This window comes from Sphingopyxis fribergensis, from assembly GCF_000803645.1.
In the GTDB taxonomy this organism is placed as follows: domain Bacteria; phylum Pseudomonadota; class Alphaproteobacteria; order Sphingomonadales; family Sphingomonadaceae; genus Sphingopyxis; species Sphingopyxis fribergensis.
Genome location: NZ_CP009122.1, coordinates 3,420,083 through 3,439,142, shown reverse-complemented (window position 1 = coordinate 3,439,142; position 19,060 = coordinate 3,420,083). Strand labels below are relative to the sequence as shown.

Below are 19,060 nucleotides of genomic sequence, written 5' to 3'. Positions count from 1 at the left end.
CCCAGATGATCTCTGTGGGTGGATTTGCGCGGGCGGTCCGCTAAGCGACGTCGGCGCGCATCGTCCTTCGCCCCGCCGCGTCGCGCGCCCACAATCGCGCGGCGTCGCCGTCGTGCGCGAGGCAAAGGTCGACGGGCGCGCCGTCGATCAGCGGCGCTTCGGCGCGGAAGCTGAAATGGCGGGGCGAGGCCCTCGGCGCGGTGCGCAGGAAATGGTCCATCAGCAATGTTGCGATCAGCGGACCGTGGACGACGAGTCCGGCATAGCCTTCGACGTCGCGGGCATAGTCGCGGTCGTAGTGGATGCGGTGGGCGTTGAAGGTGAGCGCCGAGTAGCGGAACAGCAGCATGGGGCCCGGCGATATGCTGCGCACGGCGTCGGCGGCTTCGGCTTCGATTGCGATGGCCGGCGCGGTCGCAGGTGTCGCCGGCGCAGGTTCGCGAAAGACGATGTCCTGTTCTTCGCGGATCGCCGCTACGCCGTCGGCCGCGATGTCGTGGCGCAGTGTTACGAACAGCAGGTCGCCGCTCGCGCCGCGCTTGGGCTTGATCGCGTCGATCGTGGTGAGCCGGGTCAGCGCGGCACCGACTGCGATCGGTGACAGGAATTCGATCCGGCCGCCCGCCCACATGCGGCGCGGGAGCGGGACAGGCGGAAGCAGACCCGAACCGTCACGACGCGGGTGGCCGTCGGCGCCCATCATCGACTGGGGCGCGGTGGGGAGGAAATAGAGCCAGTGGCCAAGCGGCGGGACAATGTCGGGCGCGGCGGTGGTGTCATGATCGAGGAGAGCGGCGAGACCCGCGAGCGGCGCCGCGGTGGCGACGTCTGCGCGCGTTTCGCTGCGGCCGACCCAGGCGGAATAATCGTCCATCAAAAACTCTTGGGTAGGCCGAGCGCGTGGGTCGCGACATGGCTCAGGATCAGGTTCGTGCTGATCGGCGCGACCTGATAGAGGCGCGTTTCGCGGAACTTGCGTTCGATGTCATATTCCTCGGCAAAACCGAAGCCGCCGTGCGTCTGCACGCACATGTCGGCGGCGTACCAGCTTGCCTCGGACGCGAGCATCTTTGCCATATTCGCCTCGGTCCCGCCATCCTGTCCGCCGTCGAACAGGCGCGCGGCCTTGGCGACCATCTCGGCCGCAGCGGCGATCTGGACATAGGCGCGGGCGATCGGGAACTGGACGCCCTGGTTCGTGCCGATCGCGCGGCCGAATACCTCGCGCTCCTTCGCATAGGCGGTGGCGCGATCGATGAAGAAGCGGCCGTCGCCGATACATTCGGATGCGATCAGGATACGTTCGGCGTTCATTCCCGAGAGGATATAACGAAAGCCCTTGCCCTCCTCGCCGACCAATTTCGCGGCGGGGACTTCGAGATCGTCGAAGAACAGCTCGGTCGTTGCATGGTTGAGCATCGTGCGAACGGGCCGGATGGTCAGCCCCTTGCCCTCTGCCTCGCGCATGTCGACGAGGAGGACGCTCATCCCGTCCGACGGCTTCGCGCACTCCTCGCGCGGAGTAGTGCGGCAGAGCAGGACCATCAGGTCCGAATGTTCGGCGCGGCTGATCCAGATTTTCTGCCCGTTGACCACATATTTGTCGCCGACCTTCTTGGCAAAGGTACGGATGCGCGTCGTGTCGGTGCCCGCGGTCGGCTCGGTCACGCCGAACGCTTGCAGCCGGAGATCGCCGCGCGCGATCGCGGGCAGATAGGCCTGCTTCTGCGCCTCTGACCCGTGCTTGAGCAAGGTGCCCATCGTGTACATTTGCGCGTGGCACGCGCCGCCGTTGCAGCCCGAGCGGTGGATCTCCTCGAGCACCGCGGTCGCGGCGCCAAGGCCAAGGCCCGATCCGCCATATTGTTCGGGGATCAGGACCGAGAGGAAACCCGCCTCGGTCAATGTGCGGACGAATTCGGTCGGATAGATGCGGTCGCGGTCGAGGCGCTGCCAATATTCGCCGGGGAAGTCGGCGCAGAGGCGGCGCACCGCGTCGCGAATTTCGGGGTAGCTAGGCGATTGCGCTTCGGACATCGGCTTCTGGCTCTCCCCTGATCGTCGCGAAGAGCCTTAGGATGCGAAGCTGTTTCGGCGCAACTGAAACAAGCGTCAGATGCTCGGCAGATCGAGGCCCTTCTCGCGCGCGCACTCGATCGCGATATCATAGCCCGCGTCGGCGTGGCGCATGACGCCGGTGCCGGGATCGTTCCAAAGCACGCGTTCGAGGCGCTTCGCCGCTTCGGGGGTGCCGTCGGCGACGATCACCATGCCGCTATGCTGCGAATAGCCCATGCCGACGCCGCCGCCGTGGTGCAGCGACACCCAGGTTGCGCCGCTCGCGGTGTTGAGCAGCGCGTTGAGGAGGGGCCAGTCGGAAACCGCGTCGCTGCCGTCGCGCATCGCCTCTGTCTCGCGGTTGGGCGAGGCGACCGAGCCTGAATCGAGATGGTCGCGGCCGATCACGATGGGGGCTTTCAGCTCGCCCGACGCGACCATCTCGTTGAACGCGAGGCCAAGCCGGTGGCGGTCGCCGAGCCCGACCCAGCAGATGCGCGCGGGCAGGCCCTGAAACTGGATCTTGTCGCGCGCCATGTCGAGCCAGTTGTGGAGATGTGCATTGTCGGGCAGCAGCTCCTTCACCTTGGCGTCGGTCTTGTAGATATCCTCGGGATCGCCCGACAGCGCCACCCAGCGGAACGGGCCGACGCCGCGGCAAAAGAGTGGGCGGACATAGGCGGGGACGAAGCCGGGGAAGTCGAAGGCGTTTTCGACGCCCTCGTCCTTCGCCATCTGGCGGATATTATTGCCATAATCGGTCGTCGGCACCCCCGCCGCCTGAAAGTCGAGCATCGCCTGTACATGCACCGCCATCGAGGCTTTCGCGGCTTTGGCGACCGCGGCTGGATCGCTCTCGCGCTTAGAAAACCACTCGTCGAGCGTCCAGCCCGCGGGGAGATAGCCGTTGACCGGGTCGTGCGCTGAGGTCTGGTCGGTGAGCAGGTCGGGGCGGATGCCGCGCCAGACCATTTCGGGCAGGATTTCGGCGGCGTTGCCGAGCAGGCCGACCGATATAGGCTTGCCCTCGGCATGGCTCGCCTCGATCATCGCGATCGCCTCGTCGATGCTCGCCGCCTGCTTGTCGAGATAGCCGGTGCGCAGACGCATTTCGATGCGGCTCGGCTGGCATTCGATCGCGAGGCAGCTCGCGCCCGCCATCACCGCCGCGAGCGGCTGCGCGCCGCCCATGCCGCCAAGACCCGCGGTGAGCAGCCAGCGACCCGACAGATCGCCACCATAATGCTGCCGCCCCATTTCGACGAAGGTTTCATAGGTGCCCTGCACGATGCCCTGACTGCCGATATAGATCCAGCTGCCCGCGGTCATTTGACCGTACATCATCAGGCCCTTTTTATCGAGCTCGTGGAAATGATCCCAATTCGCCCATTCGGGGACGAGGTTCGAATTGGCGAGCAGGACGCGCGGGGCGTCGGTGTGGGTACGAAAAACGCCGACGGGCTTGCCGGACTGGATCAGCAGCGTCTCGTCGTCGTTGAGGCGCTTCAGCGTTTCGACGATCTTGTCATAGCTTTCCCAGTCGCGCGCGGCGCGGCCGATGCCGCCATAGACGACGAGTTCGTGCGGTGCCTCGGCGACATCGGGGTGGAGGTTGTTCATCAGCATCCGCATCGGCGCTTCGGTGAGCCAGCTTTTCGCGCTGATCTCGGTCCCGGTTGCGGGGCGGATCACGCGGCTATTATCGAGGCGGGTCATGAACGTCCTTTCGCAAAATCGAGGGTCGCGGCGATCACTTGCTCGAGCACGGGCCGGATCGCGGGGGTCGGGTCGATGGGGGAGGGCCAATTGGCGTGGGTGATCGCGGCGGGCTCGGCCATATAGCCGCGCTGCGCCAGCTCCATCTGGATCGCGTGGATGCCGTCGTCGGGGCGGCCATAGTGGCGCGTCGTCCAGCCGCCTTTGAAGCGGCCGTTGACGACGCCCGACCATGAGCCCTCCAGATCTCCAAGAAATACGGCGTCGACCAACATCTCGGTCAATTCAAGATCACAGCTAGCGCCGCCGTTGGTGCCAATGTTGAAATGGGGGAGTTCGCCCTCGAAAAGGCGCGGCACATGGCTGCGGATCGAATGCGCATCGTAAAGGACAACTTTGCCGTGCTCTGCTCTTAGTCGTTCGAGCTCAGCCGCCAGCGCTTCATGATAAGGTCTATGGTATTGTGTCAGCCGCCGGTTAATCTCGGCCTCGTCGGGCAGGTCGAAACGATAAAGCGGCTCGCCGTCGAAGGTCGTCGTCGGGCACAGCTCGGTCGTCGCCTGCCCCGGATAGAGCGACGCGCCCGACGGATCGCGGTTCATGTCGATCACGCTGCGCGAAATATCGGTGGCAACCAGCGTCGCGCCCATGTCGGCGGCAAAGGCGTAAAGGTCGGCGATCCACCAGTCGGTGTCGATCTGCGCATGCCAGGGCGAGACGAACTGTTCGTCGAGCCCCGCCAGGTCAGTGCCGCCATGCGGAAAGGCGATGACGAGCGGCGCCTCGCCGCGATGGACGCGCAGCCAGTCCATCAGCCGACGCCCGGCAGGCTGGCGGGCACCGCGGCGACAAGGCTGCCCGAACGGATCAGCGCGGTCGCGGCTTCCATGTCGGGATGGAAATGGCGGTCGTCTTCAAGGGTCGGGACTTGGGCGCGCAGATGTTTGTGCGCGGCTTCGAGTGCATCGCTCGATTTCAGCGGCGCGTGAAAGTCGATCCCCTGGCACGCCGCGAGCAGCTCGATGCCGATCACCGCGCTCACATTATCGGCCATGTCGAGCAGGCGCCGCGCGCCGTGCGCGGCCATCGACACATGATCTTCCTGATTGGCCGAAGTCGGGATCGAATCGACGCTGGCCGGATAGGCGCGCTGCTTATTCTCGCTGACCAGCGCGGCGGCGGTGACCTGCGGAATCATGAAGCCCGAGTTGAGACCGGGGCGCGGGGTCAGGAAGGCGGGGAGGCCCGACAGCGCGGGATCGACAAGCATCGCGATGCGGCGCTCGGCAATCGAGCCGATCTCGCACAACGCCATCGCGATCATGTCGGCGGCGAAAGCGACGGGCTCGGCGTGGAAATTACCCCCCGACAGGGCCTCGTCGGTGTCGGCGAAGATCAGCGGATTGTCCGACACGCCATTGGCTTCGATGCCGAGCGTGGTTGCGGCCTGTCGCAGCAGGTCGAGCACCGCGCCCATCACCTGCGGCTGGCAGCGGAGGCAATAGGGATCCTGCACGCGCGGATCGTCGACCGCGTGCGAGGCGCGGATCGCCGATCCCGCCATCAGGGTGCGCAGCGCATCGCCCACCTCGCGCTGCCCGGCATGGCCGCGCAGCGCATGGATGCGCGCATCGAACGGCGCGTCGGAGCCTTTAGCCGCCTCAGTCGACAGCGCGCCGGTGATCAGCGCCGAACGGAACAGGATTTCCGCGCGGAACAGGCTCGCGAGCGCGTTGCCGGTCGAAAATTGCGTACCGTTGAGCAGCGCAAGCCCTTCCTTGGGGCCGAGGTCGAGCGGCTCGAGGCCCGCCTGTTCGAGTGCTTCGGCGGCGGGCAAGACTTTGCCGCCGATCTCGATCGCGCCGACGCCGATCATCGCGGCGGCCATATGCGACAGCGGCGCGAGGTCGCCGCTCGCGCCGACCGATCCCTGCGACGGGACGACGGGGATCAGCCCCTTCGCCAGCATCGCCTCCAGCATCGCCACCGTTTCGCGCTTCACACCCGACGCACCCATGCCGAAGCTCGCGAGCTTGAGCGCCATCATCAGCCGCACGATCTTCGTCGGCGACGGCGCGCCGGTGCCCGCCGCATGGCTGAGCACGATATTGCGCTGGAGCACCGACAGCTCATCGTCGGCGATGCGCACGCTCGCGAGCTTTCCGAAGCCGGTGTTGATGCCGTAAACCGGCGCCCCCTTTGCGACGATCCGTGCGACCGCGGCGGCGCTCGCGTCGATCGCATCCCACGCGCCCGCGCTGAGTTCGGCGCTCGCACCCTCGTAAATCTCCCGCCAGTCAGCGAGCGTTATGGCGGCGGGGGTGATAATCATTGGCCGTCCTTGATGCGTTGGTGAAGCGGGTTGAAGCCGATGCGATAAACAAGCTCAGCGGGGTCGCCGACGTCCCAGATCGCTAGGTCGCACGCCTTGCCGTTTTCGAGTGTGCCGATCTCGGCGCCAAGGCCGAGCGCGGCAGCGGCGTTGACCGTGACGCCGCGCAGCGCCTCGACCACGGTCAGCCTGAACAAAGTCGCGGCCATGTTGAGCATGAGCAGCAGCGAGGTCGTCGGCGAGGTGCCGGGGTTGTTGTCGGTCGCGAGTGCGATGCGGGTGCCGTGGCGGCGCATCGCGTCGATCGGCGGCAGCTTGGTCTCGCGCATGAAATAATAAGCGCCGGGGAGCAGCACTGCGACGGTGCCTGCTTCGGCCATCGCGCGCACGTCGTCTTCGGTCGCATGTTCGAGATGATCGGCCGAAAGGGCGCCGTGCCGCGCCGCGAGCGCGCTGCCGCTCAGCGCCGACAATTGTTCGGCGTGGAGCTTGATTTTGAGCCCGTGGGCCTTCGCGGCGGCAAAGACGCGCTCGCATTGCGCGGGCGAGAAGCCGATCCCTTCGCAAAAGGCATCGACCGCGGTCGCGAGCGGCGCCGCGGCGGGGATCATCTCGCCCACGACGAGGTCGATATAGGCGTCGCTGTCGTCCTTATATTCGGGGGGCAAAGCGTGTGCACCGAGGAAGGTTGGTTCGACGCGAATCTTGCGGTGTCCGGCAAGCGCGCGCGCCGCGCGCAACATCTTCAATTCGTCGTCGGTCGACAGCCCATAACCCGACTTGATCTCGATCGTCGTGACGCCCTCGGCGATCAACGCGTCGAGGCGGGGGAGGGCGCTCGCGACCAGGTCGGCCTCGCTCGCGCCGCGCGTCGCGCGCATCGTCGAGACGATCCCGCCACCCGCGCGGGCGATCTCTTCATAGCTCGCGCCCGCAAGCCGCATCGCCCATTCGTTCGCGCGGTTGGCGCCATGAACCAGATGCGTGTGGCAGTCGATCAGGCCCGGCGTGATGAGGCGGCCGCCGCAATCTTGGACGGTTCCCGCCATCGCCGGGGCGCCGCCGGCGGGTCCGGCATAGACGATCCGACCGTCCTTCGCGGCCACCACGCCATCGTCGATCAGGCCGAGACCATCGTCGGCCATCGTCGCGATTCGGGCGTTCGTCCAGAGCTGCTCCATCTGGACAGTCTCGCGCCGATACGCCATTATGTCTAGACATAATATGAGGACGAACGACGATGGCTCTCTGGTTCGAACGCGCATGGATCGACAAGGACTGGGCGAAGGATGTGCGGTTGACCATCGCCGACGGCCGGATCGCATCGATCGAGACCGGCGTTGCGGTCGCGCCGGACGACGAGCGGCATCGCGTTGCGCTTCCGGGGCTTTGCAACGTCCACAGCCATGGGTTCCAGCGCGGCATGGCGGGGCTGTCCGAACGCCGCAGCCGCCCCGACGACAATTTCTGGAGCTGGCGCGAGATCATGTACCGCTTCCTCGACCGGCTCACGCCCGACGATGTCGCGGCGATCACCGCGCAGGCCTATGCCGAGATGCTCGAAACGGGGTTCACGCGCGCGGGTGAGTTTCATTATCTGCATCACGACCCGGCGGGCGCCACCTATGCGGACCCGGCCGAGATGGCGGGCGCGATCGTGCGGGCGAGCGGCGAAACGGGGATCGGGCTGACGTTGCTCCCGGTCTTCTATGCGCATGGCAATTTCGACGCCGCGCCGCCGAGCCACGGCCAGCGGCGTTTCCTCAACGATGTCGATAGCTTTGCGGCGCTGCTCGATGCGTCGCGGTCGAAGCTCGCCGGCGACGCCAATATCGGGATCGCGCCGCACTCGCTGCGCGCCGTGACGCCCGGTGAACTTGCGGCATTGCTCGAACTGTCGCCAACGGGTCCGGTGCATATCCATGCCGCCGAGCAGGTGAAGGAGGTCGCCGATTGCGTCGCGTGGAGCGGGGCGCGGCCGGTCGAATGGCTGCTGCGCAATGCCGGGGTCGACGGACGCTGGTGCCTGATCCATTCGACCCACCTCGACGCAGATGAAGTCCAGCGCCTCGCCGCGAGCGGCGCAGTCGCCGGGCTGTGCCCAATCACCGAGGGCAATCTGGGCGACGGGATTTTTCCGGCGGTCGACTATCTTGCCGCGGGCGGCCGGTTCGGGGTCGGCACCGACAGCAATATCCTCGTCGATGCGGCGCAGGAACTCCGCGCGCTCGAATATTCGCAGCGCTTGGCGCAGCGCGCTCGGGCATTACTGGCGAGTGAGGAGGCTCCCTTTGTAGGCGCGAACCTGTTTGCGCGCGCGGTGCAGGGCGGTGCGCAGGCGCTTGGCGTGCCCGCGGGGCTGGCGGTCGGCCATGCCGCCGACATCGTTGCGCTTGACCTCGATCACCCGGCTTTTGCCGGAACCGACGATGCGACGCTGCTCGATCGCTGGATATTCGCCGCCCGCGCGGGCGCGATCGACAGCGTGTGGCGGGCCGGCATCAAGCGCGTCGAAAAGGGATGCCATGTCGATGCCGATGCCATCGCCGCCGCCTTTCGAGCGTGCGTTGCGCGGCTCCTCGCGTGAACCCTGCCCGCCGCATCCGCGACGAGATTGCCGCCGCGATCCAGTCGGGCGAGTGGCGCCCCGGCGACCGCGTGCCTACCGAACAGGAGCTCGCCGCGCGCTATAGATGCGCGCGCGCGACGGTGAGCAAGGCGCTCGGCGAACTCGCGGCAATGGGGCTGGTCGAACGCCGCCGCAAGGCGGGAACCTTCGTTGCGCATCCGCCGGTCCATTCGGCGGTGATGACCGTGCCCGACCTTGCGGAACTGATTGCAGCGCGCGGCGAGGTTTATCGATGGGATCTGGCGTCGGTCGAAACCGTGAAGACGGATGACGATCTGCTCGCCGGAACGGCGTTGCGGATCGAGGGTGTGCACATGGCGGCGGGCGAAGCCTTTGCGCTCGAACGGCGGTTCATTGCGCTGGGCGAAGTTCCCGAGGCGGCGGACGCGGACTTTGCAAAGGAAGCGCCTGGAACCTGGCTGCTCGGGCATATTCCGTGGACGCAGGCGCGCCATGTCATTCGCGCGGTGACGCCGACGCACAAGGAAGCAGCATTATTGGCTATCGGTGCGAGCGCCGCCTGCCTCGAACTCGACCGCATGACGTGGCGCGCGGGGCGCGTCGTGACGCATGTGCGGCAACTGTTTCGCGGTGATCGCTTCGACTTGATCGCCGATTTCAACGCCGGCCCTTAGCCAAAGGTGAAGGCGTAGGCGCGGACGCCGGGGTCGAGGAACTCGATTTCGAACGTCCGCGCTTTCGCGCCCGCCGACTGCCGCACCAGCTGATAGAGGCGGTCGCTCGACTGGCGCCATCCAAAAGATGGCGGCGGAGGCTCTATAAGAATATTGCATGGCGAGCCTCCTCAATCCGCACGGTCGATCGCACATTCGTCGGGCCGAAACGGCTCGAACGAGACGGCGGGGATCAGCGGACGCAGCGCGGCGACGATCCGCGCGCGGGGAAAGCCGCGGAACTCGGCGCGGGCGAAGCCAAGTCGGCGTCGCGCGATGAACCGGCCTTCAAGCTGGCCTTCACAGCCCTGAACGAGCCAGTGGCCGGCCGCATCGCGGCCGACGAATAAGATCGACCCTTCTGGGTCGGGCTCCGCGGAAGTCGCAGAAATCATGGTGAGATGCTCCTTGGCTACTCAAATCGATGCCCGAAGATCGGGGCTCGATGCGGGCAATCTATTCAGCCGCGCATAGGGATTCGAGATCGAGCAAGGGCGTCGCCCATTGTATTTTCATTTGTTTCCAAGGGTTCAAACCAGCGCCCGGACAATCTGCAAAATCATATGCAAATACTATGCGAGCCACACTTTCGCTCTCTCGCATTCAAACGCACGCCTCACCTATTTGGAAGTCCGCAGACGACTCGTGCCACGCCCCGTGGCCAGCGCCATGCTGGAGCAAACCCATGCAGGATCTCATCTGGGTCGGCATCATCCTCGCCCTGCTCGCCGCGAGCCTCGGCTACGCGCGCCTGTGCGACGACGCGTAAGGGACTGATGGCCATGACTCTCGACCTTTGGCTCGCGGGCGCCACCGCGCTCGGCCTTCTCATCTATCTCGTCGCCGTGCTTGCACGGCCCGAACGCTTTTAAGGGAGGCGAACCCATGACCTTTCAGGGATGGTTTCTCATCATCGCGTTCGTCGCTATCCTGCTCGTGCTGACCAAACCGATGGGGCGATGGCTGTTCGCGCTCTACGAAGGACGTCGCACGCCGTTGCACCGCCTGCTAGGCCCGGTCGAGCGCGGCTTCTATCGCCTCTCGGGGATCGACCCTGACGAGGAACAGGGCTGGCGCCGCTACGCGGTGCATATGCTCATCTTCAACGCCATGCTGTTGCTCTTCACTTATGCGGTCCTGAGACTGCAGGGCGTCCTGCCGCTCAATCCGCTCGGCTATGATGCGGTCGGCGCCGACGGCGCGTTCAACACCGCGATCAGCTTTACGACCAACACCAACTGGCAATGGTATTCGGGTGAAGCGACGCTGTCGAACCTCAGCCAGATGCTCGGGCTCACGATCCAGAATTTCCTCTCGGCCGCGACGGGCATCGCGCTCGCCTTTGCCTTGTTCCGCGGTTTCGCGCGGCGCAGCGCAGCGACGATCGGCAATTTCTGGGCCGATATGACGCGCGTGACGCTCTACCTGCTGCTGCCCCTTTGCTTCGTCTATGCGATCTTCCTCATCGCGAACGGCGTTCCGCAAACGCTGGCGGCATCGATCGACATCAGCACGCTCGAAGGCGTCAAGCAGACGCTGGCGCTCGGCCCCGTCGCTTCGCAGGAAGCGATCAAGATGCTTGGCACCAATGGGGGCGGCTTCTTCAATGCCAACAGCGCGCACCCGTTCGAAAACCCGAACGCGCTGACCAACCTCGTCCAGATGCTCTCGATCTTCGCGATCGGTTTCGGGCTGACCTGGACCTTCGGCAAGGCGGTCGGCAACCAGCGGCAGGGCTGGGCTATCCTCGCCGCAATGCTGACGATTTTCCTCGCCGGCGTCTCGATCACCTATTGGCAGGAAGCTGCGGGCAATCCCATTCTGCACCAGCTTGGCGCAGCAGGCGGCAATATGGAGGGCAAGGAGGTTCGCTTCGGCATCGCCGCGTCGGCGCTCTTCTCGGTCGTCACCACCGCGGCCTCGTGCGGCGCGGTCAACGCCATGCACGACAGCTTCACCGCATTGGGCGGGATGATCCCGCTGCTCAATATCCAGCTCGGCGAAGTCGTCATCGGGGGCGTCGGCGCGGGTATCTATGGCTTCCTGCTCTTCGCCATCCTCGCGGTGTTCGTCGCCGGGCTGATGGTCGGGCGGACCCCCGAATATGTCGGCAAGAAGATCGAGGCGCGCGAGGTTAAGCTCGCGGTGCTCGCGATCGCGGTGTTGCCGCTGATCATCCTTGGCGGCACGGCGATTGCTTCGGTCACAGAAGCGGGACTTGCGGGCCCCTTGAACAAGGGGCCGCACGGCTTCTCGGAAATCCTCTACGGGTTCACGAGTGCTGTCGGGAACAATGGTTCGGCTTTCGCCGGCCTGTCAGCCGGTACGCCGTTCTACAACGGGATGCTCGGCGTCGCGATGTGGCTAGGGCGTTTCTTCATCATCATCCCGATGCTGGCGATCGCGGGCGGTCTGGCGGCGAAGAAATATACGCCGGAATCGGCGGGCAGCTTCCCGACCACCGGGCCGCTGTGGACGGGCTTGCTGGTCGGCATCGTGCTGATCGTCGGCGGCCTGACCTTCCTGCCCAGCCTCGCGCTCGGTCCCATCGCCGATCATCTCGCGATGATCAACGGCCAGCTCTTTTAAGGATCCATGCACATGGCTCGGTCTGAAACCAAGTCTCTGTTCACGGCGGACCTGATCGTTCCGGCGATCGGCGACGCCTTCCGCAAACTCAAACCCAAGGAATTGATTCGCAACCCGGTGATGTTCACCACCGCGGTCGTGGCGACCTTGCTGACGCTATTGCTTGTCGTCGGCCACGACGGCCTCGCGACCGGCTTCAAGCTGCAACTCGTGATCTGGCTCTGGTTGACGGTGCTCTTCGGCACGTTCGCCGAAGCGCTCGCCGAAGGGCGCGGCAAGGCGCAGGCGGCCTCGCTGCGCGCCACCAAGGCCGAACTCACGGCCAAGAAGCTGAAGGGCGACGGGGACGCGTACGAAAATGTTCCCGCCAGCGCGCTTCGGGTCGGCGACGTTGTGCTCGTCCAGACGGGCGACCTGATCCCGTCGGACGGCGAAGTCGTCGCGGGTGTCGCGTCGGTCAACGAAGCGGCGATTACCGGCGAAAGCGCGCCGGTGATCCGCGAAGCGGGTGGCGATCGTTCGGCAGTGACCGCGGGCACGCGCGTCATCTCCGACGAAATCCGCGTGCAGGTGACGGTCAATCCGGGGCAGGGCTTTCTCGATCGGATGATCGCGCTCGTCGAAGGCGCCGAGCGGCAGAAGACGCCGAACGAAATCGCGCTGACACTGCTGCTCGTCGGCCTGACCATCATCTTCCTGATCGCGGTCGGCACGATCCCCAGCTTTGCAAACTATGCGGGCGGCAGCATCCCCGTCGCGATCCTAGCGGCGCTGCTGATCACCCTCATCCCGACGACGATCGCGGCGCTACTCTCCGCCATCGGCATCGCCGGCATGGACCGCCTTGTGCGCTTCAATGTGCTTGCGAAATCGGGCCGCGCCGTCGAGGCGGCGGGCGATATCGACGTCCTGCTGCTCGACAAGACTGGCACGATCACTGTCGGCGACCGCCAGGCGACCGAGTTCCGGCCGGTCGGCGGCCAGTCGATGGCGGTGCTTTCGGAAGCCGCGCTGCTCGCCAGCCTTGCCGACGAAACGCCCGAGGGCCGCTCGATCGTCGCGCTCGCGCGCGAGAAGTTCGGGCAGACATTGGCCGATTTGCCGACCGGCGCCGAGATCATTCCCTTCACGGCGCAAACGCGCATTTCGGGCGTCAACATCGCCGGGAGCGTGATCCAGAAGGGCGCGGTCGATTCGGTCCTGAAAGCCAATCCGGGCGCGGGGGCGACCGCCGCCGCGACCGAACTGCGCCGCATCACCGACGAGATCGCGCGCGCTGGCGGCACGCCGCTCGCGGTGGCGAAGGATGGCCAGCTGCTCGGCGCGATCTTCCTGAAGGACATCGTTAAGGCGGGCATTCGCGAACGGTTCGGCGAACTGCGCGCGATGGGCATTCGCACGGTGATGATCACCGGCGACAATCCGCTCACCGCCGCGGCAATTGCCGCCGAAGCCGGGGTCGACGATTTCCTCGCGCAGGCGACGCCCGAGGACAAGCTGGAACTGATCCGCAAGGAGCAGGCGGGCGGGCGCCTTGTCGCGATGTGCGGCGACGGCACCAACGACGCCCCGGCGCTTGCGCAGGCCGACGTCGGCGTCGCGATGAACACCGGCACGCAGGCGGCGCGCGAGGCCGGCAATATGGTCGATCTCGACAGCGATCCGACCAAGTTGATCGAGGTTGTCGGGCTCGGCAAGCAGCTCTTGATGACGCGCGGGGCGCTGACGACCTTTTCGGTCGCCAACGACGTCGCCAAATATTTCGCGATCATCCCCGCGATGTTCATCGTGCTCTATCCCGGATTGGGCGTGCTCAATGTCATGGGGCTGACCAGCCCCGAGAGCGCGATCCTGTCGGCGATCATCTTCAACGCGCTGATCATCCCGCTGCTCGTGCCGCTGGCGCTCAAGGGCGTCGCCTATCGCCCGATGGGCGCCGGACCGCTGCTCGCCCGCAACCTCGCCGTCTATGGCCTTGGCGGCCTTGTGGCACCTTTTGTCGGCATCAAGCTGATCGACCTCGCGGTCGGTGGCCTGGGTCTCGTCTGAGGATAATGAAATGAACAAGGATCTCATCACCTCGCTGCGTCCGGCGCTCGTCATGACGTTGCTCTTTGCGCTGCTCCTCGGCCTCGCCTACCCGCTGGCGCTCACCGGCATCGGGCAGGCGCTGTTCCCGAGCCAAGCGAACGGCAGCCTCGTTGAAGAGAATGGCAAGGTCGTCGGTTCGACCGTCGTCGGCCAGGCCTTCACGTCGGAGCGCTATTTCAACACGCGCCCCTCGGCGGCGGGTAAGGGCTATGACGGGCTTGCCTCGTCGGGCTCGAACCTCGGGCCGACCTCGCAGGAGCTCGTCGACCGGGTCAAGGGCGATGTCGAAAAATTAAAGGCCGCCGAGCCCGGCAAAGCTGTCCCGTCCGATCTGGTGACGGCTTCGGGTTCGGGTCTCGACCCCGACATTACCCCCGAGGCTGCTTTCTATCAGGTTGAGCGGGTTGCACGTGCGCGGAGTATTGCTCCCGAAGTGGTCCGGGGGCTCGTCGAACAGAGCATCGACAAGCCGCTTCTCGGCATTCTGGGCGAGCCGCGCGTCAATGTGTTCAAGCTCAATCGACGGCTCGATGCTTTTGGGGCTAAACCCGCCGCGTGACAGGAAACGACCGACCATCACCCGAGGCCTTCCTGCGTCAGGCGGCGCAGGAAGGTCGCGGCCGTTTAAAAGTGTTTCTCGGTGCGGCGCCCGGCGTCGGTAAGACGTGGGAGATGCTCACCGACGGACGGCAACGCCGTGAGGCCGGGGTCGATGTCGTGATCGGTGTGGTCGAAACGCACGGCCGGCGCGAGACCGAAGCGCTCGTCCACGGCCATGAGATCATCCCCCGCCGCGACGTAGATCATCAGGGCCACAGCCTTGGCGAAATGGATATCGACGCGATTCTTGCACGGCGGCCGCAACTCGTGCTCGTCGACGAACTCGCCCACACCAACGCGCCGGGCAGCCGCCACCCCAAGCGCTATCAGGATGTCGAGGAACTGCTGGGTGCCGGCATCGACGTCTATTCGACGATCAACATCCAGCATGTCGAAAGCCTCAACGACGTCGTCGCCTCCTTCACGCGCGTTCGCGTCCGCGAGACGGTGCCCGACTCGATCCTCGAAAATGCCGAGATCGAGGTCGTCGATATCCCGCCCGACGAGCTGATCGAGCGGCTGCGCGACGGCAAGGTTTATATCCCGCAGGAAGCGACGCGCGCACTCACCCATTTCTTCTCCAAATCGAACCTCACCGCGCTGCGCGAACTCGCGCTCCGCCGCGCCGCACAGGCGGTCGATGCGCAGATGCTGGAGCATGTGCGCAGTCACGCGCTTGCGGGCAGCTTCGCGGTCGGCGAACGGATCGTCGTTGCGGTCAGCGAACTGCCGGTCGCCGCCGAACTTGTCCGCGCAGGCAAGCGCCTCGCCGATGCCCTCAAGGCGCCGTGGAGCGCGGTCTATATCGAGACGCGGCGCAGTCAGGGGATGACCGACGATGATCGTCGCCAGCTCGCCGACACGCTGGCGCTCGCCTCGCGGCTCGGCGCCTCGACCGCGACGGTCCCGGCGGCGAGTGTCGTCGAGGGCTTGCGGGCGTTCGCCGCCGATGCGCGCGCGACGCAGGTCGTCATCGGCAAGTCGAGCCGTCCTTGGTGGTTCGAGATGCGCCACGGTTCGGTCGTCGACCAGCTCGTGCGAACGATCGACGATGTCGCGGTCCATGTGCTGCCCGGCGAGCCCGACGCGAAGGCGGTCTCCCGCAGCGCAGTGGCCATTCCCGGTCGCTGGGGCAAGCCGTCGGATTATCTGCTGGCGCTTGCTATGGTCGCCCTGATGACGGCGCTTGGCCGTTTGCTGCTTGCTGTCATCGACCTCGGCAATATCTCGCTGCTCTACCTTGTGCCCGTGATGTTCGCCGCGGCGACTTTCGGGCTGCGCGCCGGTCTGTTTGCGGGTCTTGCGTCAAGCCTCGCCTATAATTTCTTCTTCCTGCCGCCGACCGGCACGCTGACGGTCAACAATCCGGAAAATGTCGTCAGCATCCTCGTCCTGCTCGGGGTCGCGGTGGTTACCAGCCAGTTTGCCGCGCGCGTGCGGGCACAGGCCGATCTCGCGCAATCGAGCGCGCGCCAGAATGCAGCACTTGCCAGCTTCTCGCGCCTGCTGATTGCGGCGCCCGATCAGGAAAGCTTGATGCAAGCCATTTGTGCCGAGGTAGGGCGACTGCTCGACGTCCGCACCGCGCTGCTGCTGCCGTCCGCCGATGGTCCGATGCTGCGCGCCGCGGTGCCGCCCGAAGACCGGCTCGAGCAGATCGAGCGCGCCGCGGCACAGTGGGCGATGGACAATGAGCAGCCGGCGGGGCGCGGGTCGTCGACGCTCACCGCGTCGGACTGGTTGTTCCATCCGCTGCGCACGACGCGCGGCGTGCTCGGCGTGCTCGGACTGACGCGCGATGACGCGCGCGAGCCCGTCCGGTCCGATCAAGTGCCGCTGCTCATGAGCCTGCTCGATCAGGCGTCGATCGCGCTCGACCGCATGGAACTGGAAGAAGCATCGCTGCGCACGCGGCAGGTCGACGAACGCGATCGGCTGCGCTCGGCCCTGCTGTCGTCGGTCAGCCACGATCTTCGCACCCCGCTCACGACGATCCTGTCGGCCGCGCAGGAGATGCGGCGTCATCCGTCGGAAAACCTGGCCGAGACGATCGAGACCGAGGCGCTCCGCCTCAATCGCTTCGTCTCGAACCTGCTCGACATGGCGCGCGTCGAAGCGGGCGCGCTGCCGATGAAGGTCGAGGCCACCGACCTGTTCGATGCCGCCGCCAGCGCGGCGCACGATACGCGGGCATCGCTGCTGGGGCATGAGGTCAAGGTCGACATTTCACCCAATATCCCGCTCGTGCGCGTCGATCCGGTGCTCCTCCACCATTGCCTGATCAATCTTCTCGACAATGCCGGGCGCTATGCTGATCCGGGCACCCCGATCGTCATTCGCGCCCGCCGCGCCGCCGATGCCATCTTCATGTCGATCATCGACCAGGGGCCGGGGATCGCGCCGGGGAACGAGAAGCGTGTGTTCGATACCTTCACCCGCCTCGAGGGCAGCGACCGCGCGAAGCATGGCACCGGCCTCGGCCTCGCCATCGTCAAGGGATTTGCCGAGGCGATGGGCCTGTCGGTCGAGGCGGGCAACAATGACGATCCCCTCGGCGCCTGCTTTACCATTCGTATCCCCGAGACGCTGATCATCACGCATCTGGACGACAAGGAAGTACCATGAAAGTGCGTCACAAGGTTCTGGTCGTGGACGATGAGCTCCATATCCGCCGCCTGATCCACGCGGCGCTGGCGCGCGCCGACTATGCGATCGTCGAAGCCGAGAACGCCCGCGACGCGCTCGACATGCTTCGCAAGGAGCGCCCCGACATCGTGCTGCTCGATCTCGGCCTGCCCGATCGCGACGGGCTGGAACTCGTGCCGCTCGTCAAACAGCAGTCCGACACGACATTGATCGTCGTCTCGGCGCGCGACGCGACCGACCAGAAGGTGGCCGCGCTCGATCTGGGCGCCGACGACTATCTGACCAAGCCGTTCGACACCGACGAATTGCTGGCGCGCGTGCGGGTCGCGCTGCGCAACCGCATGACCCGCGACGGCGGAATGCTCGCCGTGACCGCGGGCGATGTGACGATCGACCTCATCGCACGCACCGTCGTCAAGGCGGGGCGAGAGGTCCATCTGACGCCAAAGGAATATGCGGTGCTGGCGCAGCTTGCGCGGCACCCGGGACGGGTCATCACCCACAAGCAGATCATGACCGAAGTCTGGCCGCGTGAGGTCGACCATCATGTCGAATATCTGCGCGTCCTCGTCCGCACCCTGCGCCAGAAACTGGAGAGCGATCCGCAGCAGCCGCAGATCATCAGCAACGAACTCGGCATCGGTTATCGGTTGCGGTCGGTGAGCGAAGAAGCCGGGCCGGGGCAATAATCGCGCAATTTCTACGCCGATCATATGAAGTCGGGGCGGACCTGCTCTCGATTTCATATGGCGCGAACGCCTATTCAGTCCCCATGATAGGCGACGATTTCAAAAACCCGCCCGCTGCTTCGCGGCACGACAGGGTCATCGACTGGCTGGGCGCGCAAGGGCCCTTGATCCTCACAATCTATATGTGCGCGGCGGTGGCTTTGGTCGCCTTTCTTGCCGACAGAATGCGCTGAGCCCGGATCGCCTGAATTATACGCAATCTCAATGTGCCGCGCTGTTTCCCGATCTCGAAATACTACGCGATGATGCGTAATTGGATGGCCTCCCTGCTGGAGGTTATACGATGAAGAAATGGCATGGAAACCGCGCCGCCGATATCGGCCTGCGCGCCGCGGGCGCCGCATTGCTCGGCATCGGCTGGCTGCTGGCCCTCAGGCTGCATCACATGGCCCAGACGACCGGACCGCGCGACGCGGGTTCGTTGATGATCATTTTGTCGGCGGCGACCTTCCTATGCGCGAGCGCGGGAAGCGCGCTCCTGTTTGTCGGCGCTGGCCTTTGGGAGACCGTCGAGGTGTCGGCGCGATGGAAACGCGTCCCGTCGCATAACGAAAACACTATGAAAATGAGTGCCCGGCGCTCTCGATTTCCAATGCCGCGCTGATCTAGTTGGGCGTCCTCGCCAGCCTCTCCACTCGGGAAAAGGCCAGTTCAAGAGGACAGTATGAAAACCATTATTTCCGCCGCCGCGCTTCTCGCGGGACTTCTCCCCGCCGCTGCTTTCGCGCAGGTCGCTCGGCATGGACGCCACATGGCGCAATCTGACGCTGGGCCTGTCTTATGTTGATACCGATATCAGCAAGTCCGAGGCGGCGCTGTTGCAGCCCAATTTCAGCAAGGGTGGCGATGGCACCGGCTCGATCGCAGATGGTGCGGTGGTGGCGATCGTAACGGCCGCCTTCTGATAAACACACGCTCCGGACGGTCCGCGCCGCCCGGGGCGTTTTGATCCATCTCGGCACACCAAATGGTATCC

At 65.5% G+C, this 19,060-nt stretch carries 18 protein-coding genes; 10 read left to right on the top strand and 8 right to left on the bottom strand.

Translation table 11 applies throughout. The features are described 5' to 3' along the window. Positions 1-40: 40 nt before the first annotated feature. The 6 genes from SKP52_RS15915 to hutI form a co-directional block, all read right to left on the bottom strand. A complete protein-coding gene (locus tag SKP52_RS15915; RefSeq protein WP_039576331.1) occupies positions 41-874 on the bottom strand; it encodes an FAS1-like dehydratase domain-containing protein in 834 nt (277 codons plus the stop codon). Then, entirely contained in the window at positions 874-2,037 is a 1,164-nt protein-coding gene (locus SKP52_RS15910; RefSeq protein ID WP_039576329.1) for an acyl-CoA dehydrogenase family protein, read from the bottom strand. Before SKP52_RS15910 ends, SKP52_RS15915 begins: the two co-directional genes overlap by 1 nt. Before the next feature lie 75 nt (positions 2,038-2,112). Continuing rightward, positions 2,113-3,774: a urocanate hydratase gene (hutU, locus tag SKP52_RS15905; protein WP_039576328.1), complete on the bottom strand. Its 1,662-nt coding sequence runs from the start codon at positions 3,772-3,774 to the stop codon at positions 2,113-2,115. Further along, positions 3,771-4,586, bottom strand: a complete 816-nt coding sequence (gene hutG, locus SKP52_RS15900; RefSeq protein WP_039576326.1) for an N-formylglutamate deformylase — start codon at positions 4,584-4,586, stop codon at positions 3,771-3,773. Before hutG ends, hutU begins: the two co-directional genes overlap by 4 nt. After that, the gene (gene hutH / locus SKP52_RS15895; protein ID WP_039576324.1) at positions 4,586-6,106 is read right to left on the bottom strand and encodes a histidine ammonia-lyase; all 1,521 of its coding nucleotides are present in this window, start codon (positions 6,104-6,106) and stop codon (positions 4,586-4,588) included. Before hutH ends, hutG begins: the two co-directional genes overlap by 1 nt. After that, a complete protein-coding gene (gene hutI / locus SKP52_RS15890; RefSeq protein WP_407695033.1) occupies positions 6,103-7,287 on the bottom strand; it encodes an imidazolonepropionase in 1,185 nt (394 codons plus the stop codon). The genes hutH and hutI overlap by 4 nt, the downstream gene beginning before the upstream one ends. A gap of 59 nt (positions 7,288-7,346) precedes the next feature. Here hutI and SKP52_RS15885 point away from each other — a divergent pair, with 59 nt between their 5' ends. Both SKP52_RS15885 and SKP52_RS15880 read left to right on the top strand, forming a co-directional pair. Then, positions 7,347-8,693, top strand: a complete 1,347-nt coding sequence (locus tag SKP52_RS15885) for a formimidoylglutamate deiminase (protein ID WP_039576320.1) — start codon at positions 7,347-7,349, stop codon at positions 8,691-8,693. Then, positions 8,690-9,370, top strand: a complete 681-nt coding sequence (locus SKP52_RS15880; RefSeq protein ID WP_039576317.1) for a UTRA domain-containing protein — start codon at positions 8,690-8,692, stop codon at positions 9,368-9,370. The genes SKP52_RS15885 and SKP52_RS15880 overlap by 4 nt, the downstream gene beginning before the upstream one ends. Here SKP52_RS15880 and SKP52_RS27265 read toward each other — a convergent pair. Together SKP52_RS27265 and SKP52_RS15875 are read right to left on the bottom strand one after the other, a co-directional pair. Further along, a complete protein-coding gene (locus SKP52_RS27265) occupies positions 9,367-9,456 on the bottom strand; it encodes a hypothetical protein (protein WP_267127960.1) in 90 nt (29 codons plus the stop codon). The two genes, SKP52_RS15880 and SKP52_RS27265, sit on opposite strands and share 4 nt — an antisense overlap. 84 nt (positions 9,457-9,540) lie before the next feature. Further along, entirely contained in the window at positions 9,541-9,804 is a 264-nt protein-coding gene (locus tag SKP52_RS15875; protein ID WP_039576315.1) for a hypothetical protein, read from the bottom strand. A 387-nt stretch (positions 9,805-10,191) separates the two neighbouring features. Between SKP52_RS15875 and kdpF the strand changes: the two genes are divergently transcribed. The 8 genes from kdpF (at position 10,192) to SKP52_RS26540 (ending at position 18,989) form a co-directional block, all read left to right on the top strand. Beyond that, a complete protein-coding gene (gene kdpF, locus SKP52_RS15870; RefSeq protein ID WP_039576313.1) occupies positions 10,192-10,281 on the top strand; it encodes a K(+)-transporting ATPase subunit F in 90 nt (29 codons plus the stop codon). A gap of 13 nt (positions 10,282-10,294) precedes the next feature. Further along, a complete protein-coding gene (kdpA, locus tag SKP52_RS15865) occupies positions 10,295-11,998 on the top strand; it encodes a potassium-transporting ATPase subunit KdpA (protein ID WP_039576311.1) in 1,704 nt (567 codons plus the stop codon). A 12-nt stretch (positions 11,999-12,010) separates the two neighbouring features. Beyond that, positions 12,011-14,047 carry a potassium-transporting ATPase subunit KdpB gene (kdpB, locus tag SKP52_RS15860; RefSeq protein WP_039576308.1) on the top strand — a complete coding sequence of 679 codons (2,037 nt, stop codon included), beginning with the start codon at positions 12,011-12,013 and terminating at the stop codon, positions 14,045-14,047. Between the two features lie 10 nt (positions 14,048-14,057). Continuing rightward, positions 14,058-14,648: a potassium-transporting ATPase subunit KdpC gene (gene kdpC / locus SKP52_RS15855; RefSeq protein WP_039576306.1), complete on the top strand. Its 591-nt coding sequence runs from the start codon at positions 14,058-14,060 to the stop codon at positions 14,646-14,648. After that, positions 14,645-17,314: a sensor histidine kinase gene (locus tag SKP52_RS15850; RefSeq protein WP_039576304.1), complete on the top strand. Its 2,670-nt coding sequence runs from the start codon at positions 14,645-14,647 to the stop codon at positions 17,312-17,314. The genes kdpC and SKP52_RS15850 overlap by 4 nt, the downstream gene beginning before the upstream one ends. Beyond that, complete coding sequence (locus SKP52_RS15845) at positions 17,311-18,024, top strand: response regulator (protein ID WP_039576302.1); 714 nt, start codon at positions 17,311-17,313, stop codon at positions 18,022-18,024. The genes SKP52_RS15850 and SKP52_RS15845 overlap by 4 nt, the downstream gene beginning before the upstream one ends. A 343-nt stretch (positions 18,025-18,367) precedes the next feature. Next, on the top strand, positions 18,368-18,688 hold the full coding sequence (locus tag SKP52_RS15840) for a hypothetical protein (protein WP_052208399.1): 321 nt from the start codon (positions 18,368-18,370) through the stop codon (positions 18,686-18,688). A 136-nt stretch (positions 18,689-18,824) separates the two neighbouring features. Then, positions 18,825-18,989: a hypothetical protein gene (locus SKP52_RS26540; protein ID WP_160292435.1), complete on the top strand. Its 165-nt coding sequence runs from the start codon at positions 18,825-18,827 to the stop codon at positions 18,987-18,989. Positions 18,990-19,060: the final 71 nt, after the last annotated feature.

Coding starts and splice junctions, on each gene's coding strand:
- SKP52_RS15840 (WP_052208399.1), top strand. CDS start 18,368: ATGAAGAAATGGCATGGAAACCGCGCCGCCGATATCGGCCTGCGCGCC.
- SKP52_RS15875 (WP_039576315.1), bottom strand. CDS start 9,804: ATGATTTCTGCGACTTCCGCGGAGCCCGACCCAGAAGGGTCGATCTTA.
- SKP52_RS26540 (WP_160292435.1), top strand. CDS start 18,825: ATGGACGCCACATGGCGCAATCTGACGCTGGGCCTGTCTTATGTTGAT.
- hutH (WP_039576324.1), bottom strand. CDS start 6,106: ATGATTATCACCCCCGCCGCCATAACGCTCGCTGACTGGCGGGAGATT.
- kdpF (WP_039576313.1), top strand. CDS start 10,192: ATGACTCTCGACCTTTGGCTCGCGGGCGCCACCGCGCTCGGCCTTCTC.
- SKP52_RS15915 (WP_039576331.1), bottom strand. CDS start 874: ATGGACGATTATTCCGCCTGGGTCGGCCGCAGCGAAACGCGCGCAGAC.
- hutU (WP_039576328.1), bottom strand. CDS start 3,774: ATGACCCGCCTCGATAATAGCCGCGTGATCCGCCCCGCAACCGGGACC.
- SKP52_RS15910 (WP_039576329.1), bottom strand. CDS start 2,037: ATGTCCGAAGCGCAATCGCCTAGCTACCCCGAAATTCGCGACGCGGTG.
- hutG (WP_039576326.1), bottom strand. CDS start 4,586: ATGGACTGGCTGCGCGTCCATCGCGGCGAGGCGCCGCTCGTCATCGCC.
- SKP52_RS15845 (WP_039576302.1), top strand. CDS start 17,311: ATGAAAGTGCGTCACAAGGTTCTGGTCGTGGACGATGAGCTCCATATC.
- kdpB (WP_039576308.1), top strand. CDS start 12,011: ATGGCTCGGTCTGAAACCAAGTCTCTGTTCACGGCGGACCTGATCGTT.
- kdpC (WP_039576306.1), top strand. CDS start 14,058: ATGAACAAGGATCTCATCACCTCGCTGCGTCCGGCGCTCGTCATGACG.
- SKP52_RS15885 (WP_039576320.1), top strand. CDS start 7,347: ATGGCTCTCTGGTTCGAACGCGCATGGATCGACAAGGACTGGGCGAAG.
- hutI (WP_407695033.1), bottom strand. CDS start 7,287: ATGGAGCAGCTCTGGACGAACGCCCGAATCGCGACGATGGCCGACGAT.
- kdpA (WP_039576311.1), top strand. CDS start 10,295: ATGACCTTTCAGGGATGGTTTCTCATCATCGCGTTCGTCGCTATCCTG.